This is a genomic window from Pseudomonas sp. TYF_14 (genome assembly GCF_043105275.1).
GTDB classification, from domain to species: Bacteria; Pseudomonadota; Gammaproteobacteria; order Pseudomonadales; family Pseudomonadaceae; genus Aquipseudomonas; species Aquipseudomonas alloputida.
Window position 1 is genome coordinate 119,925 of record NZ_JBICLK010000061.1, and the last position, 26,381, is coordinate 146,305.

General features: G+C 63.6%; 28 protein-coding genes and 2 pseudogenes. 12 read left to right on the forward strand and 18 right to left on the reverse strand.

What is annotated here, in order from left to right; genetic code table 11:
- Nucleotides 1-58: 58 nt before the first annotated feature.
- The 9 genes from ACF8O8_RS16705 to ACF8O8_RS16745 all read right to left on the reverse strand — a co-directional run bounded on the left by ACF8O8_RS16705 (nt 59) and on the right by ACF8O8_RS16745 (nt 10,436).
- Entirely contained in the window at nt 59-1,159 is a 1,101-nt protein-coding gene (locus tag ACF8O8_RS16705) for an LLM class flavin-dependent oxidoreductase (protein WP_010954103.1), read from the reverse strand.
- A 140-nt stretch (nt 1,160-1,299) separates the two neighbouring features.
- Entirely contained in the window at nt 1,300-2,919 is a 1,620-nt protein-coding gene (locus ACF8O8_RS16710; protein ID WP_392510023.1) for a dipeptide ABC transporter ATP-binding protein, read from the reverse strand.
- A complete protein-coding gene (locus ACF8O8_RS16715; RefSeq protein WP_010954105.1) occupies nt 2,916-3,824 on the reverse strand; it encodes an ABC transporter permease in 909 nt (302 codons plus the stop codon). Before ACF8O8_RS16715 ends, ACF8O8_RS16710 begins: the two co-directional genes overlap by 4 nt.
- Before the next feature lies 1 nt (nt 3,825).
- Nucleotides 3,826-4,776, reverse strand: a complete 951-nt coding sequence (locus tag ACF8O8_RS16720; protein WP_010954106.1) for an ABC transporter permease — start codon at nt 4,774-4,776, stop codon at nt 3,826-3,828.
- Complete coding sequence (locus ACF8O8_RS16725; protein ID WP_350297870.1) at nt 4,773-6,392, reverse strand: ABC transporter substrate-binding protein; 1,620 nt, start codon at nt 6,390-6,392, stop codon at nt 4,773-4,775. The genes ACF8O8_RS16720 and ACF8O8_RS16725 overlap by 4 nt, the downstream gene beginning before the upstream one ends.
- 74 nt (nt 6,393-6,466) lie before the next feature.
- Complete coding sequence (locus ACF8O8_RS16730) at nt 6,467-7,261, reverse strand: class II aldolase/adducin family protein (RefSeq protein WP_392510024.1); 795 nt, start codon at nt 7,259-7,261, stop codon at nt 6,467-6,469.
- Between the two features lie 15 nt (nt 7,262-7,276).
- On the reverse strand, nt 7,277-8,221 hold the full coding sequence (locus tag ACF8O8_RS16735; RefSeq protein ID WP_010954109.1) for a D-isomer specific 2-hydroxyacid dehydrogenase family protein: 945 nt from the start codon (nt 8,219-8,221) through the stop codon (nt 7,277-7,279).
- Complete coding sequence (locus ACF8O8_RS16740; protein WP_350297872.1) at nt 8,218-9,351, reverse strand: acyl-CoA dehydrogenase family protein; 1,134 nt, start codon at nt 9,349-9,351, stop codon at nt 8,218-8,220. Before ACF8O8_RS16740 ends, ACF8O8_RS16735 begins: the two co-directional genes overlap by 4 nt.
- Before the next feature lie 194 nt (nt 9,352-9,545).
- Nucleotides 9,546-10,436, reverse strand: coding sequence for a LysR family transcriptional regulator (locus ACF8O8_RS16745; RefSeq protein WP_010954111.1), 891 nt, complete (start codon nt 10,434-10,436; stop codon nt 9,546-9,548).
- Between the two features lie 201 nt (nt 10,437-10,637).
- Between ACF8O8_RS16745 and ACF8O8_RS16750 the strand changes: the two genes are divergently transcribed.
- From ACF8O8_RS16750 to ACF8O8_RS16760, 3 genes are all read left to right on the forward strand, one after another.
- On the forward strand, nt 10,638-11,603 hold the full coding sequence (locus ACF8O8_RS16750; RefSeq protein ID WP_010954112.1) for an ABC transporter substrate-binding protein: 966 nt from the start codon (nt 10,638-10,640) through the stop codon (nt 11,601-11,603).
- A gap of 16 nt (nt 11,604-11,619) precedes the next feature.
- The gene (locus ACF8O8_RS16755) at nt 11,620-12,576 is read left to right on the forward strand and encodes an aliphatic sulfonate ABC transporter substrate-binding protein (protein WP_010954113.1); all 957 of its coding nucleotides are present in this window, start codon (nt 11,620-11,622) and stop codon (nt 12,574-12,576) included.
- 314 nt (nt 12,577-12,890) lie between these two features.
- A complete protein-coding gene (locus ACF8O8_RS16760; protein ID WP_392510025.1) occupies nt 12,891-13,583 on the forward strand; it encodes a phosphoribosyltransferase in 693 nt (230 codons plus the stop codon).
- Between the two features lie 261 nt (nt 13,584-13,844).
- Here the strand turns inward: ACF8O8_RS16760 and ACF8O8_RS16765 are convergent, their stop codons facing one another.
- Nucleotides 13,845-15,212, reverse strand: a complete 1,368-nt coding sequence (locus tag ACF8O8_RS16765; RefSeq protein WP_392510026.1) for an erythromycin esterase family protein — start codon at nt 15,210-15,212, stop codon at nt 13,845-13,847.
- A gap of 61 nt (nt 15,213-15,273) precedes the next feature.
- Nucleotides 15,274-15,843: a GNAT family N-acetyltransferase gene (locus ACF8O8_RS16770; RefSeq protein WP_010954116.1), complete on the reverse strand. Its 570-nt coding sequence runs from the start codon at nt 15,841-15,843 to the stop codon at nt 15,274-15,276.
- A 391-nt stretch (nt 15,844-16,234) separates the two neighbouring features.
- Here ACF8O8_RS16770 and fnrB point away from each other — a divergent pair, with 391 nt between their 5' ends.
- Nucleotides 16,235-16,966, forward strand: coding sequence for a Crp/Fnr family transcriptional regulator FnrB (gene fnrB / locus ACF8O8_RS16775; protein ID WP_010954117.1), 732 nt, complete (start codon nt 16,235-16,237; stop codon nt 16,964-16,966).
- Here fnrB and ACF8O8_RS16780 read toward each other — a convergent pair.
- Nucleotides 16,935-17,660, reverse strand: coding sequence for a hypothetical protein (locus tag ACF8O8_RS16780; RefSeq protein WP_060494848.1), 726 nt, complete (start codon nt 17,658-17,660; stop codon nt 16,935-16,937). The genes fnrB and ACF8O8_RS16780 overlap by 32 nt on opposite strands.
- A 198-nt stretch (nt 17,661-17,858) precedes the next feature.
- Here ACF8O8_RS16780 and ACF8O8_RS16785 point away from each other — a divergent pair, with 198 nt between their 5' ends.
- Entirely contained in the window at nt 17,859-18,419 is a 561-nt protein-coding gene (locus ACF8O8_RS16785; protein ID WP_049587895.1) for an Hsp20/alpha crystallin family protein, read from the forward strand.
- Nucleotides 18,420-18,477: 58 nt separating this feature from the next.
- A pseudogene (locus ACF8O8_RS16790) lies at nt 18,478-18,645 on the forward strand (CBS domain-containing protein); the annotation flags it as partial.
- A 141-nt stretch (nt 18,646-18,786) separates the two neighbouring features.
- On the opposite strand, the pseudogene ACF8O8_RS16795 reads toward ACF8O8_RS16790, so the two are convergent.
- A pseudogene (locus ACF8O8_RS16795) lies at nt 18,787-18,885 on the reverse strand (hypothetical protein); the annotation flags it as partial.
- Here ACF8O8_RS16795 and ACF8O8_RS16800 point away from each other — a divergent pair.
- The 3 genes from ACF8O8_RS16800 to ACF8O8_RS16810 all read left to right on the forward strand — a co-directional run bounded on the left by ACF8O8_RS16800 (nt 18,877) and on the right by ACF8O8_RS16810 (nt 20,371).
- Complete coding sequence (locus tag ACF8O8_RS16800) at nt 18,877-18,999, forward strand: hypothetical protein (protein WP_079732527.1); 123 nt, start codon at nt 18,877-18,879, stop codon at nt 18,997-18,999. The pseudogene ACF8O8_RS16795 and the gene ACF8O8_RS16800 overlap by 9 nt on opposite strands.
- A 69-nt stretch (nt 19,000-19,068) precedes the next feature.
- Entirely contained in the window at nt 19,069-19,320 is a 252-nt protein-coding gene (locus ACF8O8_RS16805) for a hypothetical protein (protein ID WP_010954120.1), read from the forward strand.
- 160 nt (nt 19,321-19,480) lie between these two features.
- Nucleotides 19,481-20,371, forward strand: coding sequence for a universal stress protein (locus ACF8O8_RS16810; protein ID WP_010954121.1), 891 nt, complete (start codon nt 19,481-19,483; stop codon nt 20,369-20,371).
- A gap of 139 nt (nt 20,372-20,510) precedes the next feature.
- Here the strand turns inward: ACF8O8_RS16810 and ACF8O8_RS16815 are convergent, their stop codons facing one another.
- Nucleotides 20,511-21,083 (reverse strand): bifunctional pyr operon transcriptional regulator/uracil phosphoribosyltransferase, encoded by a 573-nt coding sequence (locus ACF8O8_RS16815; RefSeq protein WP_010954122.1) that lies wholly within the window; start codon nt 21,081-21,083, stop codon nt 20,511-20,513.
- Nucleotides 21,084-21,314: 231 nt separating this feature from the next.
- Between ACF8O8_RS16815 and ACF8O8_RS16820 the strand changes: the two genes are divergently transcribed.
- Together ACF8O8_RS16820 and ACF8O8_RS16825 are read left to right on the forward strand one after the other, a co-directional pair.
- Nucleotides 21,315-22,301 carry a DNA-binding protein gene (locus ACF8O8_RS16820; protein ID WP_010954123.1) on the forward strand — a complete coding sequence of 329 codons (987 nt, stop codon included), beginning with the start codon at nt 21,315-21,317 and terminating at the stop codon, nt 22,299-22,301.
- 55 nt (nt 22,302-22,356) lie between these two features.
- Nucleotides 22,357-22,521, forward strand: coding sequence for a DUF6021 family protein (locus ACF8O8_RS16825; RefSeq protein WP_010954124.1), 165 nt, complete (start codon nt 22,357-22,359; stop codon nt 22,519-22,521).
- 91 nt (nt 22,522-22,612) lie between these two features.
- Here ACF8O8_RS16825 and ACF8O8_RS16830 read toward each other — a convergent pair whose 3' ends face one another.
- Entirely contained in the window at nt 22,613-22,864 is a 252-nt protein-coding gene (locus tag ACF8O8_RS16830) for a hypothetical protein (RefSeq protein ID WP_049587893.1), read from the reverse strand.
- 8 nt (nt 22,865-22,872) lie between these two features.
- Nucleotides 22,873-23,373 carry a DUF4142 domain-containing protein gene (locus ACF8O8_RS16835; protein ID WP_010954125.1) on the reverse strand — a complete coding sequence of 167 codons (501 nt, stop codon included), beginning with the start codon at nt 23,371-23,373 and terminating at the stop codon, nt 22,873-22,875.
- A 152-nt stretch (nt 23,374-23,525) separates the two neighbouring features.
- Between ACF8O8_RS16835 and ACF8O8_RS16840 the strand changes: the two genes are divergently transcribed.
- The gene (locus ACF8O8_RS16840) at nt 23,526-25,094 is read left to right on the forward strand and encodes a sensor domain-containing diguanylate cyclase (RefSeq protein ID WP_350297875.1); all 1,569 of its coding nucleotides are present in this window, start codon (nt 23,526-23,528) and stop codon (nt 25,092-25,094) included.
- Between the two features lie 42 nt (nt 25,095-25,136).
- On the opposite strand, the gene ACF8O8_RS16845 is transcribed toward ACF8O8_RS16840, so the two are convergent.
- Both ACF8O8_RS16845 and ACF8O8_RS16850 read right to left on the reverse strand, forming a co-directional pair.
- Complete coding sequence (locus ACF8O8_RS16845; RefSeq protein WP_010954127.1) at nt 25,137-25,646, reverse strand: GNAT family N-acetyltransferase; 510 nt, start codon at nt 25,644-25,646, stop codon at nt 25,137-25,139.
- A 17-nt stretch (nt 25,647-25,663) separates the two neighbouring features.
- Nucleotides 25,664-26,377 carry an MgtC/SapB family protein gene (locus ACF8O8_RS16850; RefSeq protein WP_004374444.1) on the reverse strand — a complete coding sequence of 238 codons (714 nt, stop codon included), beginning with the start codon at nt 26,375-26,377 and terminating at the stop codon, nt 25,664-25,666.
- Between the last annotated feature and the right edge of the window lie 4 nt (nt 26,378-26,381).

Consider the following 26,381-nt stretch of genomic DNA (forward strand, 5'->3'; position numbering starts at 1 on the left):
TACAGGAATCTTCAATCACCTGTAGGAACGTCCTTCGTCGCGAAGAGGCCGGTGCAGATCAGGCGCTGCGGGTGCTGCGACCGGCTTCCTGGTCTGCTACCAGCGCCCGAATCCGCGGAATCAACGCCTGCCCATACTCCACGGCATCACGCAACTGATCGAAGCCACGGAACAGGAACGTGCTCACGCCCAGGTCGTAGTACGCCAGCGTCGCTTCGGCGACCTGTTCGGCGGTACCGACCAGCGAGGTGGAATTACCGGCCCCGCCACCCAGTGCGGCAATCTCTGTCCACAGCCGAGTGTCGTGGACCTTGCGCTGACTGGCCAGTTGCACCAGGCGTTCGGACCCCACGTTGCTCTTGCCGAAATTCTTCTCGCGGCGGTTGCCCTGGCGGATGCCAATACGCTGCTGTGCATCGGCCAGGATGCGTTCAGCGCGGGCCCAGGCTTCCTCCTCGGTGGCCCCCAGGATCGGCCGCAGCGACAGGCTGAAGCGAATGTGCTGCTCACGCCCATGGCGAGCGGCGGCCTTGCGCACCTGGGCGATGCGTTCGCGCACCTGCTCCAGCGGCTCGCCCCACATCATGTAGACGTCGGCATGCTTGGCCGCGACTTCTACCGCCGCGTCCGAGGCGCCGGAGAAGTACACCGGCAGCTTGCCCACGGGTTTGACCAAGGTCAGGTTGTCCTCTACCCGGTAGTGGTCGCCGTGGTGGTCGAAGGGCGACGTCTGGGTCCAGGTGTTACGCAGCACATCGAGGTATTCGTCGGTACGTGCGTAGCGGGCATCTTTGTCGAGAAAGTCGCCGTCGCGCTGCAGGTCGCCGCTGTCGCCACCGGTTATCACGTTGATCGAAGCACGGCCGCGGCTGAGCTGGTCGAGGGTGGCGAATTGGCGGGCAGCGAAGGTCGGTGCCTGGAAGCCGGGGCGGTGTGCCACCAGCAGGCCGATGCGCTCGGTGAGCGCGGCCACGTAGCTGGCGAGAATCATCGAGTCTGGCGCGCTGGTATTCACCGCCAGCAGGGCCTTGTCGAAGCCGGCGTACTCCTGGGCCTGGGCGAAGGCCTTGATGAAGCCCAGGTCAACCTGCGGTCCGCGCGGCGCCTGTGATTCGCTGCTTTCATGGGGGCCGATCAGGCCAATGAATTCGAGGCTCATGCAATGGAACTCCTTTTGTGGCCGACGCCGTGGTTCATGGCGCCGAGATGGAACTGCCGTTTACTCATGGTCAATACCTCTTTTCAGATGTGCACCAAGGGTCGATCCGTGCGACACGTCAGTGCCGCACGGCACAACCGTTAAATCGCCACGGGCAACACGCTGCGTGAATGCCCTGGTATCGCGTCGATCAGCGCCCGTGTGTAGGCGCTGGCCGACTTGCTGAGCACCTGCAGCGCCGGCCCTTGCTCGACCACCTGCCCGCGCCGTAGCACCAGCACCTGGTCTGCCATGCTCGCCACCACCGCCAGGTCATGGGAGACCAGCACATAGGCCATGCCGAGCTCGCGCTGCAATTCGTCCAGCAGGGCGAGGATCTGCGCCTGCACAGACACGTCCAGTGCACTGACTGGCTCATCGAGCAGCAGCACCTCTGGCTCCAGTGCCAACGCCCGTGCAATCGCCACGCGTTGGCGCTGGCCACCTGACAATTCCCTGGGCAGGCGATCGAGGAACTGCACTGGCAATTGCACCCGTGTGATCAGCTCGCGGGCCTTGCGCTCTAGTGCCTCGCCCCGGAGCAGGCCGAAAGAGACCAGCGGCTCGACGACGCTGTCGAACACGGTGAAGCGCGGGTCGAGCGCGGCGAACGGGTTTTGCTGCACCAGCTGGATACGCCGGCGCAAGGGGCGGAACTGGCTCCAGGTGTAACCGGTGACGTCCTCGCCGGCGAACACCACCTGCCCTTGACTGGGCTTCTCCAGGCCCAGGGCGATGCGCAGGGCGGTGCTCTTGCCCGAGCCGGATTCGCCGACAATCGCCAGGGTCTGCCCGGCATGCAGTTCAAGGCTCAGGTCGTGCAGGGCAGTGTAATGCTCGTTTTTGCCGGGCAGCTCGAACCGTTTGCCGACATGGCTCAGGCGCAGCAGTGGCGTCTGGCCCCGCGGTGCGGCTGGCCTGCGCCGTGGCACGAAGGCCGGCGCGGCATCGAGCAGGGCGCGGGTGTAGGGTTGCCGGGCGCCCCAGAGGATCTGCCGGGGCGAGCCGTGTTCGACCTGCTCACCCTGCTTCATCACCAGCAGGCGGTCGGCGCGGTCACAGGCCATGCCCAGATCATGGGTGATGATCAGCAGCGAGATGCCGCGCTCGGCGACCAGCAGTTGCAGGTGATCGAGAATACGCCGCTGCACAGTCACGTCCAGCGCACTGGTGGGCTCGTCGGCGATGATCAACCGTGGCTCGCCGGCCAGGGCGATGGCAATCAGCACCCGCTGGCGCATGCCGCCGGACAGCTCATGGGGGTACTGCCGCGCACGCAGCGCCGGCTCGTCGAGGCCGGCCTGGTCCAGCAGCGCCAGCACCTTGGCCTCTTGGCCTGGATAGCGTCGTCCACGCGCCAGCTGCAGCGCCTCGGCGATTTGCTGGCCGATCCGTTGGGTGGGGTTGAGGCTGACCATTGGGTCTTGCGGCACCAGGCCGATGGTGCGCCCGCGCAACTGGCGCCTGGCGCGTTCGCTGGCTTGCGCCATATCGACACCATCGACCCATAACTGGCCTTGGTCGATGCGTGCATTGCCCGGCAACAGACCAAGCAGGGCGTTGGCCAGGGTCGATTTGCCCGAGCCTGACTCGCCCACCACCGCCAGGGTCTCGCCCTGGACCAGGCTGAACGACAGCTGGCGCAGGGCCTGGCTGCGTTGCCCGGCGAAGCTGTAGCTGACGCTTAGGTCGCGGACCTCGATCAGGGGTGACTGGCTCATCGGGCATGCTCCTCGGCGCTGCGCGCCAGGTGGTTGAGGCTGAACACCACGGCCACCACGAACAGCCCCGGTAGCAGGGATAGCCAAGGGGCGGTGATGAGGAAGTGACGGCCGTTGGCGATCAGCGTGCCCCATTCCGCGGCGGGTGGCGCCGCGCCAAAGCCGAGGAAACTCAGCCCGGCCGTGGCCAGGATGGCAGCGCCGAAGTCCAGGGTGGCGAGCACCGCTACCGGGCTCCAGGCATTGGGCAGTACATGGCGCAGCAGGGTGCGTGCCCAGCTGGCACCGCACAGGCGTGCGGCTTCCACAAAGGGCAGGGTCTTGATGCGCAGCACTTCGGCTCGGGTGGTGCGGGCAAAACCGGGCAGGATGCCGACGCCCACGGCGACGGCCACCGGCACGGTGCCGAAGCCAATGGCGGTGACGATGGCCAGGGCCAACAGCAGGCCGGGCAGGGCCAGCAATACGTCGATCAGGCGCATCAGCGCGGCGTCGACGTGCCCGCCGGCAAAACCGGCCAGCACGCCCAGGCCCAAGCCGCCCAGCAAGGCGATGGCCACCGCCAGCAGGGCGGCGAGCACCGACAGGCGCGCGCCATACACCACCCGGGTGTAGAGGTCGCGGCCCAGTTCGTCGGTGCCGAACCAGTGCGCCAGGCTGGGTGGACTGAGCTTGTCGGCGGGTGCGGTGGCGTAGGGATCGAAGCTGCTGAGCCAGTGCGGGGCCAGCGCGCAAAGCAGGGCGAACAGTACGATCAGCAGCGCCAGGCTGAAACCGGGTCGGCGCAGCAGCGGGGCCAACATCTGGTATGCGCGCTGCCAACGTGTGCGACGCCTCCAGGTGGCGGCAGGGCGGGGCTCGGAGGGCGCGGTGTCGAGGGGTGACAGGGGTATGTCGAGGGTCATCTCAGTTCACCTTCGCGGTGTGGGTGATACGCGGGTCGAGGTAGGGATAGAACAGATCGACGAGCAGGTTCACCACCACGAAGGCCGCAGCCGACGCCCCGACGATCGCCAGCACCACGGGTATGTCCTGGCGCAGCACGGCCTCCTGGGCCAGACGGCCGACGCCGTTGCGCGAGAAGATGGTTTCCACCAATACAGCCCCGGACACGGTATTGCCGACTTGCAGGCCGACCAGCGTCAATAGCGGCAGCGCCGCGTTGCGCAGGCCATGGCGTGCCTGAACCTGGGCCCGGCTAAGGCCCTTGGCGAAGGCGGTGGTGATGTACGGCTCCTGCCACACGCCCTGAAAGCCGCGTTGCAGCACCTGGGCGTACACCGCAGCGCTGGGGATCGCCAGGGTGATGGCCGGCAGCACCAGGCTGGCCAGGCCTTGGCTGCCCGTGGCCGGAAACCAGCCCAACGCGAAGGCGAACACCTGGATCAGCAGCAGGCCCATCCAGAACACCGGCACCGAGAAGCCCAGCGAGGGCAGGCGCGCCAGTGCAGTCTTCAGTGGACGCCATTGCAGGTAGGCGGTCAGACAGGCAAGGCCGACACCCGCCAACAGCGACAGGGCAATGGCGGCACCGGCCAGGGCCAGGGTCTGCGGCAGGCGCTCGGCCAACAGTGCCGTGACCGGTCGGCCCAGCGACAGCGATTGGCCAAGGTCGCCGTGCAGGGCCCGCCACAGCAGGTCGAAATACTGTTCGAACAAGCCTTTGTCCAGCCCATAGTAAGTGCGTGCTTTGGCCAGGTCCTCGGGCGACAGGCCGTCGGCTTCCATGCCGGAGGCGCTCAGCATGATCGCCAAGGTGTCGCCGGGCAGCAGGTAGAGGATGAAGTAGGTGATGGTATAAGCCCCCCACAACACCAGCAGGGCCTGGCCGACGCGGCCGATCAGGTAGCGTCTCATGGCTGGCCGACCTGGATGTCACTGAGCAGGGCGAAGCCTTCGGCGGTCCAGTGGAAGTGCTTGACCCGCGGCGCGGTGGCGGCCTGCCAGACGCGCTCGTACAGCGGGAACGCCGACGCTTCGTCGACCAGCAGGTCCTGCAGTTGGCCGTAGGCCTGGGCCCGTTGCGTGTCGGCAGTGGCGGTGATACCGCTGTCGAACAGCGCCTGAGCTTTGGCCAGGGTGTCGGGCTCGTAGGTGTTGGTGGCGAGCGTGGCGCTGTTGGCGGCGCGCGGGTCGAGGATGGTCTGCAGGATGATCGGGTCGGCGCGGGTCATGTAGGTGGAGGTGAGGTCGTAGGCGCCTGTCGAATTGCCGGTCACCCATTCGGCGCGGGTCAGTACGTTCAGTTTGAGGTCGATGCCCACTTTGCGCAGTTGGTCCTGTACCAGCACGTCACCGGCGCTTTCGGCGGGTGTGAGGTTGTAGCGCAGCGTCAGGCGCTGGCCGTTCTTGTGCCGGTAGCCGTCGTCGCCTTTGTGCCAGCCAGCGGCGTCGAGCAGTTGCTCGGCACCTTTGGGGTCGTAGGCGAGCTTGTCGGTTTGGGCTTTGAAGAACGGTGTGGTGACGTCGTATACGCCACTCACCACCGGGAACGCAGTGTTGTAGACGGTGTGCGCGTAGCTGGTGCGGTCGATGGCCTTCTGCAGCGCCAGGCGCACTTGGCGGTCACCGAGCAGGCGGTCGTTGCGGGTATTGGGGTAGAGGTTCAGCGCCGGGCCTGGCAGCGAACGGCTCTGGATGGTCGCGCCCTTGGACTGAAACAGCTGCAGGTCAACTTCCGAGAACGGGTTGCGTGGCCACAGGATGTCGACCTTGCCTTGCAGGAACAGGCCGTTGCGCACACTCTCTTCGGGGATGTAGCTGATGTCCACGGCATCCAGGTACGCCGCGCCCTGGTTGCGCACGTTGGCCGAGGGCCAGGCGTAATCGGCACGCTTGAGCAGGCGTGCGCCGACCTCCGGGGTGTAGTGATCGAGGGTGAATGGCCCGGTACCGATGATCTTGCCCAGCGAGCGTTGCTGCGCGCTCAACCGGTACGAGGCCGGGGCGAGAATGGCCAGGTTGGTGGTGGACGTGGCCTGAAGGAAACCCGCGTTGGGTTTTGCCAGGACCAGGCGCACGGTGAAGTCGTCGATCACCTCGGCGTGGTCGTAGCCGGCCAGGTAGGTGGCACCGAAGGTGGCCGGCAACTGGCTGGCGAACGCTTTGTTGCTGTCGAAGGCAGTTTTCACGGCGTGAGCATCGAAGCGTTCGCCGTTGCTGAAGGTGACGTCCTCGCGCAGGTGGAAGGTATAGCTCAGGGCATCGGCACCGACCTCCCAGGTTTTCGCCAGCCACGGGATGATGCGACCGGTCTGCGGGTCTTGGTCAGTGAGCGACTCGACGACGTTGCGCAGCAGCACGCGGTGTTCGAGCCAGTAGACCTGAAAGGGGTCGACGCTGACCAGCGTGGTGTTGTCACCCCAGAAGGCGATGTTGAGGGTCTTGCTGGTTGAGGTGTTGTCGGCCGGCGAGCAAGCGGTGAGGCCCAGGGCCAGGGTGCCGATCGCGAGCAGTTGGTGCAGTGGGGGCATGGGATTGATCCTTCAATGAATGGGGCTCTCCTGTTCCGGCCAGTTCGCCGGAACAGGCAAAAGGTGCCTTGGAGTCAGTCCTGGTAATCGAGGCCCTCGCGATCCAACTGCCGAATCAGCGCATCCCAATGCCGTTGGATACCTTCCCCCTGGCCATCGGAAAACCGCTTGGACTGCTCATGCACCTTGGCAATCGCCGCCTTTGAGGCATGTAACAGTTGGTCGTTGCCCCCGGCCTGGGCGGCGATCTGGATGTTGCAGGCCCGCTCCAGCCCGTGCAGCTCACGGAACGCGTGTTCCACGCTGACACCTCCGGTCAGCAGCCCGTGGTTGCGCAAAATAAGAATGTTGCTGTCGCCCAGATTGGCCACCAGCCGTGCTTGCTCGTCCAGGTCCAGGGCGACGCCTTCGTAGTCGTGGTAAACCACGCGGCTGTAGTAGGCCAAGGCGTGCTGCGAGATCGGCAGCAACCCGTCGCGCTGGGCGGACACCGCGGCGCCGTCGCGAGTATGGGTGTGCAGCACAGCCTTGAGATCAGGCCGTGTGCGGTGGATGGCGCTGTGAATGACGTACCCGGCCTGGTTGATGCCCAGCCCCAGCGGGTCGTCGATGATCGCGCCGTCGACGTCGACCTTGACCAGGTTGGAGGCGGTAATTTCGTCGAACAGCAGCCCGAAGGCGTTTATCAGAAAATGCTCATGCGGCCCCGGCACGCGGACCGAGAAGTGCGTGTAGATGTGGTCTGTCCAGCGCAGCAGCGCAGCCAGACGGTAAGCGGCGGCCAGCTTGACCCGCACCTCCCACTCTTCGGCGCTGACCCGGTCGCGTACGTTGCAGGTGCTGGTGGTGAAGGCAGACAGTGAACTCATGGGACTCTCCGGTAATCAATAGCCGCGCGCCGTGTCGACCAGGTTGGCCAGGGGCGCCTGCTCGCGGTAGCGGTGGAAGTTGGCGATGAAGGCATCGAGAAAGGCCGGGTAACCGTCCTCGGAAATGGCCGAGGTGTGCGGTGACAGGAACACCCGTGGGTGGTGGTACAACGGGTGGCCTGCCGGCAGTGGCTCGGGTTCGGTGACATCCAGGCTGGCCCGGCCGATCAAGCCGCTGTCCAGGGCGTCGAGCAGGGCCTGTTGGTCGAGCAAGCCGCCGCGGGCAATGTTGATCAGGTGCAGGCCGGGGCGGGCATAGGCCAGGACCTGGCGGTCGATCAGGCCACGGGTGGCCGCAGTGAGCGGGGCGGCCAGCACCAGATGGTCGCTGCCGGCGAACAGCTGTCGCAGGTCGGCCACAGGTTCTACGCCAGGGATGTCTGCGATGCCCTGGCCGGGGCGGCTCAGGGCCAGAACCCGAAGCCCCAGGGCCACGGCCTTGCGCGCCAGGCTCTGGCCGATACTGCCGAAGCCGAGGATGCCCAGGGTGCGACCACGCAACGGGGCCAGCGGGGTCAGGCGCCAGTCGGCGTCCTTGACCCATAGACCGGGCAGTTGCTTGGCAGCGGCGAACACCAAAGCCAGGGCAAACTCGGCCACTTGTTCGGCGTTGGCGCCTTTGCCGCTGGTTACCGTCGCCCCCTGGAACACCCAGTCGGGGTAGAAGTCGATGCCCGAAGACACCAGTTGCACCCACTTCAGGCCCCAGGGCCACCCGGGTGGCGGGGTGCCTACGCGTCGCCCACGCACATTGATCGGGCGCAGGATTAACACATCGGCGGGGGCTTCGACAGCCAGCTGGTCGGGTGCGATATCAATGACTTCATGGCCTGGCAAGTGTTCGCGCAGGTGCTGGTTGGCCTGGTCGTCGAGCTGGCTGGCGATGATCGAGTGGTTCATGCCTGTACCTCCGTCAGCGCGGCACGGCCGACCTGGCCGAACACCACATCGTCCTGTGGGGTGTGGATCCGGCTGCAAAGTACATCGCGGTAGTGGCGCTCCAGCGGGTTGCGCCGCGACAGCCCGGGATTGCCGGCGGCCTCGATGGCCAGTTCCACGGCCTGGATGGCGTTGGCGCTGACCAGATGCTTGAGCTGCCCGGCATGCTGGGGTGAGATGTGCCCGGCGGCGGCACCGTCGAGCAGGCTCTGGTTGGCGAACAGCAGGGTGTCGATGCGGCCGAGTACATGCTGGAAGCGTGGCAGGCTGGCCAGCGGCGCTCCCAGGTTGGAAGGTGTGCGCTGCTTGAGAAAGCCCGCCAGCCAGTCGCGCGCGGCGCGGGCCACGCCGTCGTATACGGCCGGCAGTAACACCGCCATCCACAGTAGGCTCTCGCCGTCGAGTTCGGCCTTCGGGGCACTGGCGGGGCTGACGCTGACGGCGTGGTCGAGGGGAATCAGCACATCGTCGAAGCGCACTTCGTGGCTGCAAGTGGCGCGCATGCCCAAGTGGTCCCAGTCATCGATGATCGTGATGCCAGGCGTGTCGCAGTGCACAAGGAAGCCGCCGACCAACGGGTCGTTGTCGTCGCTGCGGCCCCACACCAGGTACCAGGTCAGGCCGTGGCTGCCGGTGGAGTAGATCTTTCGCCCGCTCAAGCGCCAGCCTTCGGCCGTGCGTCGCGCCACGGTGGCGGGCAGGCCACCACGGGCCGGAGTACCCAGTTCAGGTTCGACGCGCAGTGCGTTGATCAGCGCGCCGTGCCGCACGGCATCGTAAGCCACGCGCTGGCGCAGGGGCTCGGGCCAGCGCGCTTCGTCCTGCAGGCGAAAATGCTGCAGGTATTGCATCACCAGGATCAGCGCGGTGGCCGGGTCACCTTTGCCGACCGCGCCGATCACCCGGCGGGCGCTGGCAAGGTCCGCGCCGCCTCCGCCGAAGGCACGGGGTACAGTGAGGGCGAGCAGCCCGTGGCGGTGCAGCAAGTGGAAGTTGTCCTGGGGGAACTGGGCGCTGCGGTCGTAGCGCTCGGCGTTTGCCGCGAGGGCCAGCGTCAGCTCGGCGAGAGCGCTGTCGGACGGTTGACTCATGAGGCTCATCCCTGAATGACGGTGCGTTGCCTAAGACCGTATTCGCATGGATGAAGGCTGTAAAAGGCTTTTTAGCTATATGCTAATTATGAGTTTTAATGATTTAGAGTTTTGCTTGTTATGCGTAATTTGCATTTATAGCTTGGGCTGCGTTGCAGCCCTTTCGCCACGCAAGGCGCCACAGGCCAGTGAGCTCAACCCAACAACCGATGTCCCGCGACCTCACCAAAAAGCTCCACCGGCTCCTGTAAATTACCCAGGTAGCGCGGATGGAACAGCCACAGATCCACCTGCGGCTTGAAATCGCTGATATTCAGTACATCCAGCGCACTGCGGTGGCGGCTGGTCTGTAACAGCGGCTCGGGAACCAGTCCCAGGCCCTGGCCGTTGGCGACCAGCCCCAGTTGCAACTCGGTGCCGAAGGTTTCGAGGTTGATCGACAGGCTCAGCCCTTGCTCACTCAGTGCCCGTTGCAGCCCAGCGCGGAAGCCACAGCCATCCGGGTTCAGCACCCAGCCGCGGGTGTAGCAGTCCTTGAGCTTGTAGCTGCGCTTGCCGGCGCTGCCCTTGGCCGTGACCACCCTCAGCGGCATGCGCGCGATCGACTGGCTGGCGATCCCTTCGGGGAAAATCTTGCCAGGCGGGAACAGGGCCGCGGCAGCGTCCAGCTCACCGTTTTCCATGCGCGCTATCAGGCTGCTGCCCCAGCCGCTGGTGACCTGGGTGCGCAGTTGGGGGTAGGCCTCACGGATCTGTGCCAGGGCGTCGAGCAGCACAACGTCGCCCAATGTCTGCGGCACACCCAGGCGCAAGGTGCCCGACGGCGCGCCGTCGTTGGCTACCAGTTCACGCAGCGAGTCTATCTCGCGCAGGATCGCCTTGCACTGCTCATAGACCCGCAAGCCCATGGGGGTGGGCTTGAGCGGCTTGGTGTTGCGGTCGAGGAGGGTGGCGCCGAGGTCTTCCTCGAAATTCTGCACCCGGCGGGTAATGGCCGGCTGCGTCAGTTGCAGGGCCTCGGCGGCAAGGTTGGTGGACTGGCAACGAATGACGGCGACGAAGGCGTCCATATCATCGATTTTCATAATCGGCGCTCTCTGGGTCGAACGGGAAAAAATCAGGCATCAGCATCATCGCACTGGAGGGTAGTGCCATCGGGACGATTCTAGAAGATAAAAACGCATATTAGGTTATTCCTAAAATCAATTTAATTTATTTAAAAGATCTCGCTAGAGTCGCTTGAGCCGGGCCGCACGATGCTGCCCGCCAAGACACCGAGGAACATCATGTCCATCCGAACGAAGCTGCTGACCGTTGCCGTTGCCCTGCTGCTGGCCGGTCATGCCAGCGCCAGCGAGCGCCTGACCCTGCGCATCGGCGACCAGAAGGGTAACATGCGCGCCCAGCTGGAGGCCGCCGACGCCCTGCGCGACCTGCCCTACGACATCCGCTGGGCCGAGTTCCCTGCCGCCGCGCCGCTGGCCGAGGCGCTCAACGCTGGGGCGATCGATGCCGGCATCATCGGCGATGCGCCACTGCTGTTCGTGCTGGCCTCCGGAGCACCGGTCAAGGCCATCGCAGTGGACAAGTCCGACCCTTACGGCACGGCGTTGCTGGTGCGGCCGGAGGCGCCGCTGCGCAGTGCGGCCGAACTCAAGGGCAAGCGCATCGCGACCGGGCGAGGGTCGATCGGGCACCATCTGGCGCTCAAGGCGCTGGCCCAGGCAGGGCTGACCGAGAAGGATGTGGAGTTCCGTTTCCTTGGGCCGGTGGACGCCAAGATCGCCCTGGCCAACGGCTCGGTGGATGCCTGGTCGACCTGGGAGCCTTACACAGCGCTGGCCGAGTTGAGTGGGCAAGGCCGTGTGTTGGTCAACGGTCGTGGCCTGTCCACCGGCAACAGTTTCCTTGCCGCCACCGACAAGGCGTTGGAGGAGCCTGGGCGTCGTGCAGCGCTGCAGGACTATCTCAACCGCCTGGCCGCAGCGCAGGTGTGGGCCAACCAACACCTGGATACCTACTCGAAAACCTTGGCCGCGATCATTGGCTTCCCGGTAGAGGCGGCCCGCCTGCAATTCGAGCGTCGGCAGCTGCGCTGGCAGGTGATCGACACGCAAACCGTGACCGAGCAGCAGGACACCGCCGACTTCTACCACACCCACGGCCTGATGACCGAGCGCCTTGATGTGGCCCCGACCTTTGCCACCGGCTTCACCCTTCCTGCCGCCGCCAAGCTTGCAGCGCAACCCTGACCTCGGAGACGTATTCATGACCTTTAAACCCCTGCGCCAGCTGGGCCTGGCGCTGCTCGCCAGCGCCTTGCTGCCAAGCCTTGCCAGCGCCGAGCAGACCCTGCGCATCGGCTACCAGAAATCCTCGACCCTGCTGACCCTGCTGAAGGCCAGGGGCACTCTCGAACAGCGCCTGCAGGCCGAGGGCATTCGCGTGACCTGGCACGAGTTCCCCAGCGGCCTGCCGCTGCTGGAGGCCCTGAACCTTGGCAATGTCGACCTCTCGGCGGACGTTGCCGACACCGTGCCGGTGTTCACTCAGGCGGCAGGCGCCAAGTTGACCTATTTCGCCCGGGAAGCACCTTCGCCGACCGCCCAGGCGATCCTGGTGCCGGCGGACTCACCGCTCAAGACCCTGGCCGACCTCAAAGGCAAGCGTGTGGCGGTGACCAAAGCCGCTGGCAGCCACTATCTGTTGATCCAGGCCCTGGCCAAGGCTGGGCTGACCTTCAAGGACATCACGCCGGCTTACCTGATCCCCGCCGACGGCCGCGCTGCCTTCGAGAACCACAAGGTCGATGCCTGGGTGACCTGGGACCCTTACGTGGCCAGCGCCCAGCGTCAGCAGAACGCACGGATCCTGGTCGACGGCAGCGAACTGGCCAGTTACCAGCGCTATTACCTCGCCGGCAGCGATTATGCCAAGGCGCATCCTGAGGTATTGCAGCAGGTGTACCTGGCATTGCGTGAAGCCGGTGCCTGGACCAAGGCCAACCCCGAGGCCGCTGCCCGCATCCTTGGCCCGCTGTGGGGTAATCTGGACAGCGCCACGGTGCAGCAGGCCAACGCCCGGCGCAGTTACGATGTGCAGCCGGTGAAGCTGGACAACCTGGCCGAGCAGCAACGGATTGCCGACGCGTTCTATCGCGAGGGGTTGCTACCCAAGGCGGTGGATACCAGCGCGGTGGACGTGTATCAGCCGCCTAGCAACTAATATCTGGGTGCTCACATGCGATAAGCGGTTTTCTGATCTGCATCAAATGCCGATGCGGGTGTGCGCGGATTATCGACCGCATCGCACCCCAGCGGCCTTTCTGAAGCGCAATGGGGTGTTCCGCCTGGCCCTGTTCGAAACGCCCATGCAGGAAGTGAGCGGCCTGAGGGCGCTGCCCCCTGCAGATGAGCAGCGTTGCCTCGCGCAGTTCGACCTGTTGCCCGAGGAGGGGCGTGCAGTCACGGCTTGAAGCAACCAACGGCCCCCATCGGAAACCGCAGTGACAGGCGCCCGTAGCGGCGCGGGAGATGTTCATGTCCCATGACCTTGCGTTGCCAACCTTGTTTGCCGACCGTACCCAGGCAGGACGATGCCTGATCGAGCCACTGGCCCGCTACGCTGGCAGGCCCGACGTGATCGTGCTCGCACTGCCGCGTGGTGGCGTTCCTGTGGCCTACGAAGTCGCGACCGCCCTCAACGTCCGCCTGGACCTGCTGGTGGTGCGTAAGCTCGGCATGCCGTTTCACCCCGAGTTCGCCATGGGGGCGATAGCCAGCGGCGGAGTCACTTTCCTCAATGACGACACGCTACGGGCCTATCCGGTAGAACCCGCGTTGTTCGACGCCGTGGTTGCCAGGGAAACCGAGGAGCTGGCCCGGCGCGAACGGGGCTACCGGGGAGGGCGGCCACCCCTGCAACTCAAGGATCAGGTGGTGATTCTCATCGATGACGGCCTGGCGACCGGCGCCACGATGCGGGCGGCTATCCAGGCCGTGCGAGCCCAATCACCGGCGCGGATCGTGGTCGCCGTCCCGGTCGCACCGCCAGAAACGCTCGAAGCGCTGTACGGTGAAGTGGATGAGCTGGTGTGCCCGCTGGTGCCTGAGCGGATGGTTTCGGTTGGCTATTGGTATCAGGACTTCCCGCAGACATCAGACGAGAAAGTGATGACGCTCATGGGGCAGGCCGATCAGCAAGCGCTTTGCCGGAGGGCGCCCCATGACTGAGCACAGGGTTGAAGTTCGCACACAGACGATGAAGCTGGCAGGCGTCGAACTCGTGGCGGGCGTCTGATCGCCCGCAATCAATACGTAGCAGACGCTCTCGCGGCACGTGGCCTAAGGTCACTACTCTTCGACCTGCTGAGCTCAATCGTCAGGTGGACCGCTCGAAGAGCCTGGCACCTTGGCGAAGGCCGCGGCGCTCGCCGGTGACTGGTTCGTGAAGTACCTGCAGCGCATATCCGTCTGATGGGGCTTGGCCGAGGCTCATACACCAAATGGATAGGTTTCGTCCTCTGGCTCAAGATGCTGTTGTTTCGGCAAGGGCAGGGCAGTCACCGGCCGGGTCTGCTCGAACCAGAGCAGCGCATCGAACTGCTCGGCCAGCACCGCCTCGAAGTAATGGCTCAGCCGTTCACTCTCTGGGCGATAGATGACGCCGATGGCGCGTTCGAGTAGCACCGTGGACAACACATGGCGCAGCTCCTTGCGCTGTGGGTCGCGCCAGTCGCTCAGGCAGGCTGGCACGCCTGCGAGGCGGAACTGATGCTCCCAGCTGTCGCTGCGCGAAGGTCGGATTTCCTTGATCTGCATGTCGCCGTCCCAGTCATCGGCGGCGGCCACCTGGCCGCGGTCGGTGGCCATGCCGATCAACACCGCGTCGTGCCCGAAAGCGCTGCGGCAAAGCTGGCCGATGTTGAACTGGCCTTTCCAGCCCATTTCCGTGGCTGCGGCATTGCCGATATGGGAGTTGTGAGCCCAGACCACCGCCTTGGCGTGGGGGCCACGGTGTTCCAGCAGCGCGAGCAAGGTATCGAACATGTGCCGGTCGCGCAGGTTCCAGGACGCCGTCGAACCTCGGTAAATGGCGCGGTAGTACTGCTCTGCGGCGATGATTACACGGGCATTCTGCGTGGCGTTGAAAAAAGCTTCATCATTGCGGACAAGCCCTGACAATTGCTCGGCGAGCATGGCATTCAGTTGCTGGATCACCGGTTGCTCGCATGGCATGACGCCACTGTGCTCGACAAAGTGCCCGTACAGCGCGGGGTCGTCCTGCCAAGGCGTCAGGCAACCGTAGCGGCGACGGGCTTCATGGGCCAGATGCGGGTCGACCCGGTCCAGATACGCCAGGACTTCATGGATGGAATTGCGCAGGCTGTACACATCCAGGCCGCGGAATTCCACGCGGTGGTCGGTGGGCAGCAGGCGGTTGTGCCCGTGCAGCCATTGGGCGAAGGCTTTGACTTCGCTATTGCGCCACATCCAGGTTGGAAAACGGCTGAAAATATGGCGTTTCCACGCCGAGTGCGCCAAGCCTCGGACGTACTGATCGACATGCCCGGCATCCGGCCAGTCGGCCTCGACGGCGACGATGTTGAAGCCATGCTGTTCGATCAGGCGCCGGGTGATCGCCACTCGGGCGCGATAGAACTCGCTGCTGCCGTGGCTTGCCTCGCCCAGCAGGATGACGCGCGCGTCAGCGTAGCGGTCGAACAGCGCTGCGAATGCCGGCGTATCCAGGTTCGGCAAAGGTTCGGCGTACTGATGAAGCACCGGGGCAATATCGGCAGTATCGACCTGATACCGCTTGCCGTAGAGTTTTTCCATCAATTTCTTCGAAGAGCCGTTCATGGGGAGCCTCCCGTAATCGGGCCGCCGCGCATTGACCCGTCAGTGCGCGGCGGCCCAGAGTTCAGATCAGGGAGAGCCGGTGGATGACCTGGCTGGGATCATCCGGGTCAGCGGCGGTGGTGAATCCTGCCGCTTTGGCCAGCTCGCGCATCGCTTGGTTGGCTGCTGCGTCGACCGAATACATCTGCCGCAAGCCCTTGGCCCGGGCATGGTCGATCAGGTGCTTGAGCAGCAGGCGACCCAAGCCATGGTGCTGCCAGCTGTCCATGACGGTAACGGCACATTCGCACTCGTCCTTGCCGCTGGCGGTGGCGTAGCGGGAAATGCCCACTTCCTGCAATTCGCCATCCACGTGGGCGAGGGCGACGTAGGCCGCCTGGCGATCCTGGTCGACCTTCATCAGTTGGTCGAGCATGGCCTCACCGGGCTCCCTGAGCTGGCACAGGAAGCGGAAATGCCGCGATTCGGGCGACAGCCGTTCGATGAAGGCTTTTTCGCGTTCTCGGTCCTGGGCTTGCAAGGGCCTGATCAACACGTGAACGCCGTTTTCGAGGGCTTCGATCCAGTGTTCACCGGAAGGCTTGGGAAACGAAGGCGTTGTATGTACTCGGGAAGTTTCGGCGGGTGCCATGGCAATGTCCTCTGTGTCGAATGAACAAGGAAGTTCAGTTTCGGCAGCGGACCTTGCCCTGACTTGACAGTTGTCAAATGCTTCCCACATGACCTGTCGAGCCGATAGAAAAAAGCGGGTATAGCCGGATCGTATCGATCTTCTTCGGACACAATTACAAGCAAGCTACTGATTTTCATGATCTATCACTTTTTGGCGGATAGCGCCCAGGCAAACGATCAGGCTTTAACGAAGCGTTCGACGCTTGAGCACGCGCGCGCGGGCAAGGGGCGGTTTGATCTTCATCAGGTCGCCTCGCGTGGCATCCAACCCTTGGTCGGACAGCCCGCGAACGTTTTGTGGGGCCGCTAACTTGATTAGATGCCTGCCTGAAAAAAGCGGAGGCATCGTCATGTCAGGCTCTGCAGAAATGGGGGCAAGGCCCCATGTGAAGTGCCTTGCGTGCTCGTTGAGCCGGCTATGCCTGCCCGCCAGCCTCAGCGCCGACGAAGTGGACAAACTGGAGCGAATTGTCCGCCGTAACCGGCCATTGAAGCGGGGTGAGTACCTGTTCAAGGCCAATGAACCCATGGAGCACGTGTTTGCCTTGCGCTCTGGGGCGATCAAGAATTTTCTGCTCGATGCCGAGGGCACCGAGCGGGTGACCGGCTTCCTCCTGCCGGGTGAAATGCTCGGGCTGGACGCTATTGGTGCCAGTCATTACCGAAGCTTTGCCGTTGCCCTGGAACTCTCGCTGGTCTGCTCCATCAGGCTGGATCAGCTGGTGGACCTGTCCGGCCAGATTCCGGGGTTGCGTTATCAGTTGCTGCACATGCTCAGCCTGGGGATCCAGGGCAAGGACGAGCACCTGCGCTGCTGCCATGGGCGTGCCGAGCAGCGGCTGGCGATCTTCCTGCTGGGCATGTCGGCGCGTTACCAGGCGCGGGGGTTGCGGGCGGATGTGTTCAACCTGCCCATGTCCCGTGGTGATATCGCCAACTACCTGGACCTTACGCTGGAAACGGTCAGCCGACTGTTCAGCCGCTTCGTCCATGCAGGTCTCGTGCTGTGCGCCGGGCGTGAGGTCAGGCTCATCGACATGCAAGGCCTGGTCAACCTGACCCGCCTGGAGGAGCCCACTTGAGCGCGGCAAGCACCCGGTCATAGCGTTGCACAGGCCAGCTTTCGGCGGAGTGCCCCCCCCAGATCGGACGTGCCACATGATCCGTGCGTATCCAGATGCGCTGGGGTGCTACGCCTGTTTGCCAGCACAGCTGGGCTACCTGGCGCGCCACCTGTGACGGTGCGCAGCAGTACACCGTGTCCGGGTGAAAGGTGATCAGCAAGCGCCTGGTTTGCCACCAGCCACTGCTGCTGTCACGCGGCAGTAGCGACAGCCAGGTTCGACAATCGTCTGGCAGCAGTTCAGCTGCAATGCCGTCATGTGACAGCTGCAATTGTATCCAGGGCAGCCAACAGCGAATCTCATCCAGCGCACCCAGCAAGGGCAGCAGGCCATCGGCGCGACTGATGGCCAGCAACCTTGTACTTTGCATGGGCAACGGCCAAGCGCTGCCAAGCGGCCCGGAATAGTCGAACAGTTCCCCCGCCCGTCCCAAGGGCTGCGCACTCTGGGTGCTGACGATAAATTGCCCGGCCACGCCAGGCAGGGTCACGTAACTGCATGGCCAGCACTCGGTTCGACCGCTGAGCACACAGTACTGGCCAGCCATTGCCTCGCTGCATGACGGGCTGCAAAGGGCCAGGCGCACGAATTGCTGGATGCCCAGGCCGGGCAATGTCTGGAGCAAGCGGACGCTGGCACCCTCCCGGTCCATGACTGCCTCGCACGGTAATGATGACTTGCTGTAATCAGCCTAGACCGTGGCCAACCCGGCACTTTGACCAGGATCAAACCAGCGGGCGGCAGGGACTTCACCTTGTTGATAAAGATCAAATGGGGTGCTGCTCCACGGCGCATGATCGAGGCGTCTCCCTGGGAGGCATCACTCATTCACTCATTCGAGGAGGGCGCCATGTCAGACGTTGCCAAGAAAGTGCCTGTTACCCCCGTCGCCAGCCAGCCAACCGAAGGTTCGCCACCCAGCGTCGAACCTTCAGAGCTGTGGCGGCCCTTCCAGCAATTGCGCCGCCAGATCGACAGCCTGTTCGAGGATTTTGGACGGCGGCCGATGCGCATGCCGTTCAGCCACACACCGTTCGATGTCGAACCGTTCTGGCGGCGTGACCTGTTCACCCACGGCATGCCGGCCATGGACATCAGCGAGCTGGCCGAGGAATACCGCATCAGCGCCGAGTTGCCTGGCGTGGATGCCAAGGATATCGAGATCAAGCTCGTCAATGGCAACCTGTTGATCCGGGGCGAGAAAAAGGAGGAAGTGGACGAAAAACGCAAGGAATATCACCTGTCCGAGCGCCATTACGGCAGCTTCGAACGGGTTTTCCAGCTGCCCCGTGGGGTCGACGCCGAGAAAATCGACGCCCAGTTCGACAAGGGCGTGCTGCTGGTGCACCTGCCCAAGCGTGCCGAAGCCATCCATCCGGAAAAGGTGATTCCGATCAAGAGCGGTAAATGATCACCCACCCTCACTGCATCGAGGAGCAAGGAGGCTCCGCCCGTGGAGGTAGAACATGATGTCCATTGGCAAATACTGCAACCGGGACGTGGTCACCGCACCACCCGGTATCTCCATCTATGCCGCGGCGCGCATGATGAATCAGTACCATGTCGGCGATCTTGTGCTGGCCGAACATGTCGACGGCGAGCGTTGTCGGCCCATCGGCCTGATCACCGATCGCGACCTGGCGTTGCGGATCATTGCGCGCAACCCACCGGATCAGGAGGACCTGCAGGCGGTCGATGTACTGCCCCGGCCTCTGATCACCGCGAACCAGAACGAGGACCTGTTCGATGTCTTCCTCAATATGCGGCGCGCCAATATCCGTCGGCACATCGCTCGCACAGGCAAGCACCACCTCGGGCATCTCGTCATCATGGCAGGCCCAGCCCCAGCGCCCGATACCTGATTGGCAATGCAGGCTCCAGACGTGCGTGTGAGGGTGGTGAATGTCGTTGACCTCATGGTACTGCAACAGTCGCAACAGCATCCCCGATTGATAAAGGTCAACCCCGGTGAAAAGGCCGCTCGCGGTTGACAAATGTCAGGCTGCAGCGCACGCCGCCAGCGATACTCAGCGTGTCCTGGCATGCAAGAGGGTACGGACATGCGACGTTATGTGCTTTGCGGGTGGGCAAGCCTGTTGCTGGTTACCGCGTCAGGCTGCACGGCGTGGCGCGCCGAGGAATACGATGCGCGCCTGGAGTCGGCGGAGAACAACGCCGCCACCGCAAGGTTGCGCGCCGATCAAGTGTGTTACCGCATCGATCTGGTCGAGCAGACCGCCAACGAGGCCCTAAGGCGGGCAACCCAGGCTCAGGACGAGGTGCGGCAACTGCGCCAACAGGCCAGACATTGAGCCACGCTGCAGGCGTTCGCACGCTTGATAAAAACCAAGCGCCAAGGGCGGCATGAACTGGATGCTGGCAGCAGCAGTCAATCACTGCCCGCCGAAAGCCCCCTCTCGATGCAACCCGAGCGACCTGAGTGATCAGGCCGGCCCACCGTTGGAGGTAATCATGAGCCACTATCAACGCCTGTTGCTGATCATGCGCCCAATGCTGCACCAGGCGGTCGCCCTGGAGCAGGCCGGTGCACTGGCCCGATCAGCATCGGCCAGCTTGCACATTGTCGCCTTGCTCGAAGCACTGGACAAACTCTGGCTACTGGAGTCCGGTAAGCACCAAACGGAGCGGGAGGCTTACCGGCACACTCAGCAGCAACAGCTGGAAACCCAGGCGAACGCGCTGCGTGCCTCCGGCGTGCAGGTGACGACCGAGGTGGCGTGGAGCAATGACCTGCAGGATGACATCCTGGAACACGTCATGGAGATGCGACCGGACCTGCTGCTCAAGCAGGTCGAGCATGAGCCCGCGCTCAAGCGCGCCTTCTTCACCCCGCTTGACTGGAAACTGTTGCGCCACTGCCCGGTCCCGGTCTACCTGCTCGGGGCCAACCGGCCGACGTTGCCGCGCCAGGTCGTGGCGGCGGTGGACGTGGCCGACACCTCGGAAGAGGGGCAAGCCCGAAATGACAGCATCGTCCAGCAGGCCAGTGCCTTGGCCTTGCAGACAGGGGCGCAACTGGACCTGCTGCACGCCTGCGATCTGTCGATGGCCTACATGGGCGACATGGGCTATGCCGCCTGGGCCATCGGTGACATTGCCGAGCCCATGCGCCAAGCGCTGGAGGATGATTTCAGGAAACTGGCCGAACGCTTCGGCGCACCGCCGGAACGCTGCCACTTCGTGCTCGGCCGCCCGGTCCCGGTGCTCAGCGAATACGTTGAATCACAGCCGGTGGACGCACTGGTCATGGGGCGACCAATTGCACGGGGGCTGGACCGTCTGTTCGGCAGTACCACCGAGCATGTGTTGTACCAGGTGCCTTGCAATATTCTGGTGGTGTAGGGCTGTGCGGCTGACGACTGCAAGAACGACGAACGGGTGGCGACGGGTAGTCAGTGGCTCAGCACCACCCGGTGCAAGGTAGCGCCTGGAGGCCTTGATTCTCAATCCTGACGAGAAGGCCCCGCACCCGGCCGTTGAATCAGGCGGTATCGCCTGTTCGGCCGTGGCGCACCACCTCCACGCAGAATTGCCCTTCGTAGGGGGGCACATGGCATTCGACGATATCCTGCGCCGCGACCTGCAGATGAATGCCGACGATATCGGCATGCACCGGTTGGCGGCAGACGTGGCGGTCGACGAGCACCGCGCTGATGAGGTGGCGCGCACCCAGTTCGGCGAGGTAGGCGCAGGTGCGTAGCAGAGAGTGCCCTTCGTAGAGCACGTCATCGACCACCAGCAAGGTGGTTCCGGCAAGGTCGAGCTTGGCGAGTTCCGGGTTTTCGGTGAGTTGAGTATGCGCATGCAAGAGGCTCAGGTCGTCTGCATAGCGCTTGACCTTGATCGGGTAGAGCGGCAATGGCGCAGCACCGTTCAGTGCTTGCAGGTGCAGTTGCAGGCGCTGCGCCAGCGGCTCACCACGCCGCTGAATGCCTACCAGCGCGACTTCAGACGTAGGCAAGCAGGCCATGGCCTGGCGGGCCATCGAGCGCAGCACACTGTCCAGATCGTCTTCGTCATACAGGCGAACCCTCGATGGAGCGGGGCGATTCATGGTGTTTTTCCTTTATTGGATATCACTCTGTTCGGGAGCCTACCCGGGCACCTTGAGGTGGGCTTGATAAAAGCCAAGTGATCGAATCGAAAACAAGCCCGTTTTGTGCATTACATGCGATAAGCCGTGATTATTCCACCTGAGGAAATGTTTGCAGTAGGGGTTTGCTATCGTCATAATTGGTACGTAATTACATGTTACATAACACAGTACAAAATCGTAGGAGCAAGCATGGCCCGTGGCGGTATCAACAAGGTGGTAGTGCAGCAGGCGCGTCAGGCACTGATCGCCCGGGGTGAGAACCCCAGCATCGATGCCATACGTATCGAGTTGGGCAACACCGGCTCCAAAACCACGATTCACCGCTACCTGAAGGAACTGAACGGCCAGCAGCCGGTGGCGTCCGAAGGCGGGGTCGCGCTGAGCGATGTGCTGAGCCGCCTGGTCGGGCAACTGGCAACGCAGCTGCAGGACGAGGCCGACCTGAAGATCGAGCAGGCCGAGAGCACGTTCACTCAACAGCGCGAGCAGCTTGAGGCGCAGCTGGAAATTGCCCGGCAGGCACTGGCCGCAGCGCATCAGCAACACAAGATCGATGCAGCGGCATTGGCCGCGGAAACCGAAAAACTGCTGTCCACGCAAAGCACGCTGCAGGCCGAACAGCTGCGCAGTGCCAGCCTCAACCAGTCGCTGGGTGAGTTGCAGGTGCGCCTGGCTGACAAGGACGAGCAGGTCAAATCGTTGGAAGACAAGCACCGCCATGCCCGCGACGCCTTGGAGCACTACCGCAATGCCAGCCGTGAACAGCGCGAGCAGGAACAGCGCCGCCACGAAGCGCAGTTGCAGCAGATGCAGGTGGAATTACGTCAGTTGCAGCAGGGCATGATCGTCAAGCAGGACGAACTTACCCGTTTGCACCGTGACAATGAGCGTCTGCTGGGAGAGCATCGTCAGGCGGCCAGCGAATGCCGGGCGCAGGATGAGTTGCTGGAACAACGCGATGCGCAGATCCAGGGCCTGCGCACCATCCTGGCCCAGGCACAAGGCGCCAGCGAAGAGATGCGTCGGCAGCTGGATGTGCAAGCCCAGAGCCTTGAAGCCAGGCGCGACGTGTGCGCCGAGCAGGCGCGGCAGTTGCAGTGGCTTGAGGAGCAGTTGAAGGCGCGTGATGAGGCGCTGGCGCAGTGTCGGGCGCAATTGGCCTCGGTTGCAGATTAATCAAACTTTTCCTGGCGGGTGGTTTCTTCCTTAGACACTCACCGGAGACAACGCCATGCCTGGATCTCAACCACCACACAAAGAGGGGCCTCACTCGGCCGAGCAGGCCGATAAAAAGGCCGACCTTGGTTTCGACCCCGACTCCCCGGATGCCGAAGACCCTCAAGTCGACCCTCAGGGGCCGGCCAAGCCGCCTAGAGACATTGAGAAAAAGGAGTAGACCACGGCCTTGATTACTGGTCTCGTCGCCGGCAAACCATGTGCGATCCCTTGGGAACCAGCTTGCCGGCGACGGTCACCACAGACGACTGTCAGCCTTCAGCGCGCCTGGCGGCCTCTACGCCCGCCGCCGACAGCTTGATCGGGTAGTGCACGCTGATCTGGTGATCATTGCTTACCGCCACGCTACCGTCATGAATCAAACCGGCTTCCTGCAACGTCTTGAGCATGCCGGCCACCGCCTTTTCACCGCGGTAGTTGTCCAGCACTTCCTTGCCTAGGCCTTCGGGGTGGGCATGCAGCAGGCGGGTAAGTACTTCGGTCTTCAATGCATCGTTACTCATGTGCGGCCTCACTTGCCGTGCTTGGACTGAAGGGCTTTGGCCTGTTCCAGGTGCTGTTCGAGTTTGGGCAGCGTTTCGCTGGCAAAGGCCTTCAGCTCGGCCTTGTCGGACGATGCAGCCTCTTTCTTGAACAGCTCCACCGCTTTTTCGTGAGCGTCGACCTGGTTGTTGAGGTACGACTTGTCGAAGGACTCATCGCGCCACTCCAGGATCACTTTCTTGATCTTGTCGGTCATCGCGGCCTCATCCGGAACCGAAATGTCCAGTTTGCGGGCAATGTCGCCGAGTTTCTGGTTGGCCTGGGTGTGGTCAGTGACCATTTGCTGGGCGAATGACTTGATCTCGGCGTTCTGGCTTTTCTCCTGAGCCAGCTTGCCGGTCACCACTTCGGCAATGCCGGCCTCGGTGGCTGCATCGACGAAATCATCGGAAGTCGCGGCCATTGCGTGCACCGATGCCAGGCCCAACACCATGGAAAAACCAACGCGTCTGATGAAGAGACTATTCATGCTTCACTCCTTTAAACCGTGGCGCGACCTCAATGTCGCGTACGGTTGAGGGTGAAGGCGGGGAAAAGGTTTAATCTTTTTTGCCGCCGGTTCCGGCCGTGCGACGCTGAACTATAGTGAAGACGGCGAACGCCGTAGGGCCAGGGATTCCAATGTGCGCAGCCAGGAAACAGGACGACGATGGGCTTTTCGCCATCAGTGGCGAGGGCCGCGCCGTGGCGCTGTTCCGCCTGGTACTGGCATTCATGCTGGTGGTGATGCTGGCATTTGTACTGGTGGAAGGTTGGCGCATCTGGCGCGACTACCGCTTTGCCTATAACAATGCCGAGAACATGGTCAGCAACCTGGCCCGGGCCACGGCGCAGCACGCCGAGGACGCTATCCGCCAGGTCGACGCCATTACCGGTGCCTTGGCCGAGCGCCTGGAAGGCGATGGTTTCGATCACATCGACCGGCCCCGCCTGCATGCCTTGCTGGCCCAGCAAAAACGCATCATGCCGCAGTTGCACGGGCTTTTCGTTTACGGCCCGGACGGCAGCTGGATCGTCACTGATCAGGCGGCCATCCCGCCCAAGGCCAATAACGCCGACCGGGACTACTTCGCCTATCACCGCAGCCATAACGACCCTGGTGTACATATCGGTTCGGTGGTGCGCAGCCGTTCCACCGGCGACCTGATCATTCCTATTTCCAGGCGCCTGGAGCATGCCGACGGCAGCTTCGCCGGCGTATTGCTTGGCACCATCAAAGTGGCGTGGTTCGTGCGTTACTACGGCGACTTCAAGATCGACGAGCGCGGCGCGCTGGTGCTCGCCAAGCGCGACGGCACCCTCCTGGTACGGCGCCCGTTCGTGGAACAGGTGATAGGCCGAAGTCTTGCCAACAGTGAGATCTTCCGCAACCACTTGCCGTATGCCACAGAAGGGGTAGCCGAGGCGGTAGCGGTCGTCGACGGTACCCCTCGGCTGTATGGCTATCGCGCGTTGTCCAGCTACCCGTTGGTCGTGGAAGCGGGGCTGTCGCGTGAATCCATTGTCGCGCCCTGGCGGTACGATGCGATCAAGTCGGTGGCGGTCTTGCTGCTGTTGTTGGTGGGGCTGGCAGCGTTTGGCGGTGTGGTGCTGCGCCAACTGCGCGAGCGGATCGTGATCGAGCGGGCGCTGCTCCAGGCTCACCAGACGCTGAAAGCGTTGGCCTTGACCGACAGCCTTACAGGGCTGGGTAACCGTCGGCGGCTGGATGGCGTGTTCGAACCTGAACTGCGCCGTGCACGGCGCCAAGGCTATCCCCTGGCACTGGTGATGCTGGACCTGGACTACTTCAAGGCCTACAACGACCACTACGGTCACCCGGCTGGCGACCAGTGCTTGCGACGCTTTGCCGAGGTGCTGCAACAGGCCTTGAAACGGCCGGCCGATCTGGCGGTGCGCTATGGTGGGGAGGAATTCACGCTGTTGCTGCCAGATACCGATGGCCGTGGCGCGGAACTGCTGGTGCAGGAGTTACAGCAGCTCTTGCGCCGTCAGGCGCTGGAACATGCCGCCAGCCCATTGGGAAGGGTGTCGTTCAGTGCCGGGATCGCGGTGGTCGACCTGGCGCGGGAGGGAGGCACTGTCGAGGCGCTGGTCGCGGCGGCTGATGGGGCGTTGTACCAGGCCAAACAGCAGGGGCGAGATGGGTATTGCGTGGCCGGAAGTGTGGCGGCAGGGCAGAATTGCTGACCTGGCTGGAGATCGCGGGGGCGCCATGCGGCGCGATGAAAACTAGAGCCCCACGTTCAGACGCATTGCACAACGCCCGAGAAGACCGTGAGCATGCTCGCTGGCCAGGATGCCACGGAGTCGTTCGCAAAGCCGGCTTTCCTGAAGCATCTCAAACCCGAAACGGGCATAAAACGGCGCATTCCAAGGCACATCCACAAAGGTGGTCAGCGTCAGCTCGCGTACACCGGCGCAGCGCCCTGCATCGACCACTTGCTGCAGCAACCGGCGCCCGACACCTTGCCCTTGGGCCTCCTGGCGCACCGATATTTCATGAAGGTGCAATGCCTGATCCGCCAGCCGGGCGCAGGCAAAACCCACAATGCGCCCAGTCGCGTCCTGCGCCACCCAACTACCCCCTGCCTCGACGAAAGCCCTGTGCGCCGCGCAATCCATGACGTCGCCTTGCGCCAGCCAGGCCAGTGCCGGCCAACTGACAAAAGCCTGGGCTGCCGAGCGCTCGACGTCCGGCAGCCACGTGATGTCTGGTTCAAGGGTAGGGCGGATAAGCATGAATCACTCCTGTCGTTCTAATCCGTCGCCAGCACCTGCGGCTGTAATTGCCAGCGCACCGAGCTTACACCTTTCTCCAGGCTGACCCTGCTGACCAGGCGCTCCAGTTGCGCCGGCGCCTGCGCGGTGCCCAATAGCTCAGCGCGCACTTCCAGGCGCGCAGGGTTGTCCAGGTCTTGGCTCTGCAACGACTGCAGGCGCAGCTGTGGATCGCCCAGGCTGTGCAGCATCAGGCTACGCACCTGGATCTCGTCCTCGCCGCGGCAGACGATACGGACTTCGAAGTGCTGTTCCACCTCGCTGGCCGGCACCACGTCCTGACGGTCCAGGCGCTGGGCGATATCACGCAACAGGATGTTGGCGCAGAGCACCACCAGGCTACCCAGTGCCGCCTCCATCATCAGCCCAAGGCTGCACAGCACGCCGACCGCAGCCGTGCACCACAAGGTGGCCGCGGTGTTCAGGCCACGTACATTGAAACCATCGCGCATGATGACGCCACCGCCGAGAAAGCCGATGCCCGACACCACATAGGCTGCGACCCGCGACGCATCGGCAGGCGCCATGCCTGGCACCGCCTGGGTCATCAATACGAACAGGCAGGCACCGGTACTGACCAGCGCATTGGTGCGCAGCCCGGTCAGGCGTTGGCGCAATTGCCGTTCGGCACCGATCAGCGCCCCCAGCACCAGGGCAATGCTGACGCGCAGCAGAAATACTTTCCAATCCATAGCA

Coding starts and splice junctions, on each gene's coding strand:
- ACF8O8_RS16755 (WP_010954113.1), top strand. CDS start 11,620: ATGACCTTTAAACCCCTGCGCCAGCTGGGCCTGGCGCTGCTCGCCAGC.
- ACF8O8_RS16785 (WP_049587895.1), top strand. CDS start 17,859: ATGTCAGACGTTGCCAAGAAAGTGCCTGTTACCCCCGTCGCCAGCCAG.
- ACF8O8_RS16825 (WP_010954124.1), top strand. CDS start 22,357: ATGCCTGGATCTCAACCACCACACAAAGAGGGGCCTCACTCGGCCGAG.
- ACF8O8_RS16845 (WP_010954127.1), bottom strand. CDS start 25,646: ATGCTTATCCGCCCTACCCTTGAACCAGACATCACGTGGCTGCCGGAC.
- ACF8O8_RS16820 (WP_010954123.1), top strand. CDS start 21,315: ATGGCCCGTGGCGGTATCAACAAGGTGGTAGTGCAGCAGGCGCGTCAG.
- ACF8O8_RS16805 (WP_010954120.1), top strand. CDS start 19,069: ATGCGACGTTATGTGCTTTGCGGGTGGGCAAGCCTGTTGCTGGTTACC.
- ACF8O8_RS16725 (WP_350297870.1), bottom strand. CDS start 6,392: ATGCCCCCACTGCACCAACTGCTCGCGATCGGCACCCTGGCCCTGGGC.
- ACF8O8_RS16810 (WP_010954121.1), top strand. CDS start 19,481: ATGAGCCACTATCAACGCCTGTTGCTGATCATGCGCCCAATGCTGCAC.
- ACF8O8_RS16840 (WP_350297875.1), top strand. CDS start 23,526: ATGTGCGCAGCCAGGAAACAGGACGACGATGGGCTTTTCGCCATCAGT.
- ACF8O8_RS16760 (WP_392510025.1), top strand. CDS start 12,891: ATGTCCCATGACCTTGCGTTGCCAACCTTGTTTGCCGACCGTACCCAG.
- ACF8O8_RS16830 (WP_049587893.1), bottom strand. CDS start 22,864: ATGAGTAACGATGCATTGAAGACCGAAGTACTTACCCGCCTGCTGCAT.
- ACF8O8_RS16740 (WP_350297872.1), bottom strand. CDS start 9,351: ATGAGTCAACCGTCCGACAGCGCTCTCGCCGAGCTGACGCTGGCCCTC.
- ACF8O8_RS16720 (WP_010954106.1), bottom strand. CDS start 4,776: ATGAGACGCTACCTGATCGGCCGCGTCGGCCAGGCCCTGCTGGTGTTG.
- ACF8O8_RS16835 (WP_010954125.1), bottom strand. CDS start 23,373: ATGAATAGTCTCTTCATCAGACGCGTTGGTTTTTCCATGGTGTTGGGC.
- ACF8O8_RS16715 (WP_010954105.1), bottom strand. CDS start 3,824: ATGACCCTCGACATACCCCTGTCACCCCTCGACACCGCGCCCTCCGAG.
- ACF8O8_RS16770 (WP_010954116.1), bottom strand. CDS start 15,843: ATGGCACCCGCCGAAACTTCCCGAGTACATACAACGCCTTCGTTTCCC.
- ACF8O8_RS16730 (WP_392510024.1), bottom strand. CDS start 7,261: ATGAGTTCACTGTCTGCCTTCACCACCAGCACCTGCAACGTACGCGAC.
- ACF8O8_RS16780 (WP_060494848.1), bottom strand. CDS start 17,660: ATGGACCGGGAGGGTGCCAGCGTCCGCTTGCTCCAGACATTGCCCGGC.
- ACF8O8_RS16815 (WP_010954122.1), bottom strand. CDS start 21,083: ATGAATCGCCCCGCTCCATCGAGGGTTCGCCTGTATGACGAAGACGAT.
- ACF8O8_RS16750 (WP_010954112.1), top strand. CDS start 10,638: ATGTCCATCCGAACGAAGCTGCTGACCGTTGCCGTTGCCCTGCTGCTG.
- ACF8O8_RS16705 (WP_010954103.1), bottom strand. CDS start 1,159: ATGAGCCTCGAATTCATTGGCCTGATCGGCCCCCATGAAAGCAGCGAA.
- ACF8O8_RS16765 (WP_392510026.1), bottom strand. CDS start 15,212: ATGAACGGCTCTTCGAAGAAATTGATGGAAAAACTCTACGGCAAGCGG.
- ACF8O8_RS16710 (WP_392510023.1), bottom strand. CDS start 2,919: ATGAGCCAGTCACCCCTGATCGAGGTCCGCGACCTAAGCGTCAGCTAC.
- ACF8O8_RS16850 (WP_004374444.1), bottom strand. CDS start 26,377: ATGGATTGGAAAGTATTTCTGCTGCGCGTCAGCATTGCCCTGGTGCTG.
- ACF8O8_RS16735 (WP_010954109.1), bottom strand. CDS start 8,221: ATGAACCACTCGATCATCGCCAGCCAGCTCGACGACCAGGCCAACCAG.
- ACF8O8_RS16800 (WP_079732527.1), top strand. CDS start 18,877: ATGCAGGCTCCAGACGTGCGTGTGAGGGTGGTGAATGTCGTTGACCTC.
- ACF8O8_RS16745 (WP_010954111.1), bottom strand. CDS start 10,436: ATGAAAATCGATGATATGGACGCCTTCGTCGCCGTCATTCGTTGCCAG.
- fnrB (WP_010954117.1), top strand. CDS start 16,235: ATGTCAGGCTCTGCAGAAATGGGGGCAAGGCCCCATGTGAAGTGCCTT.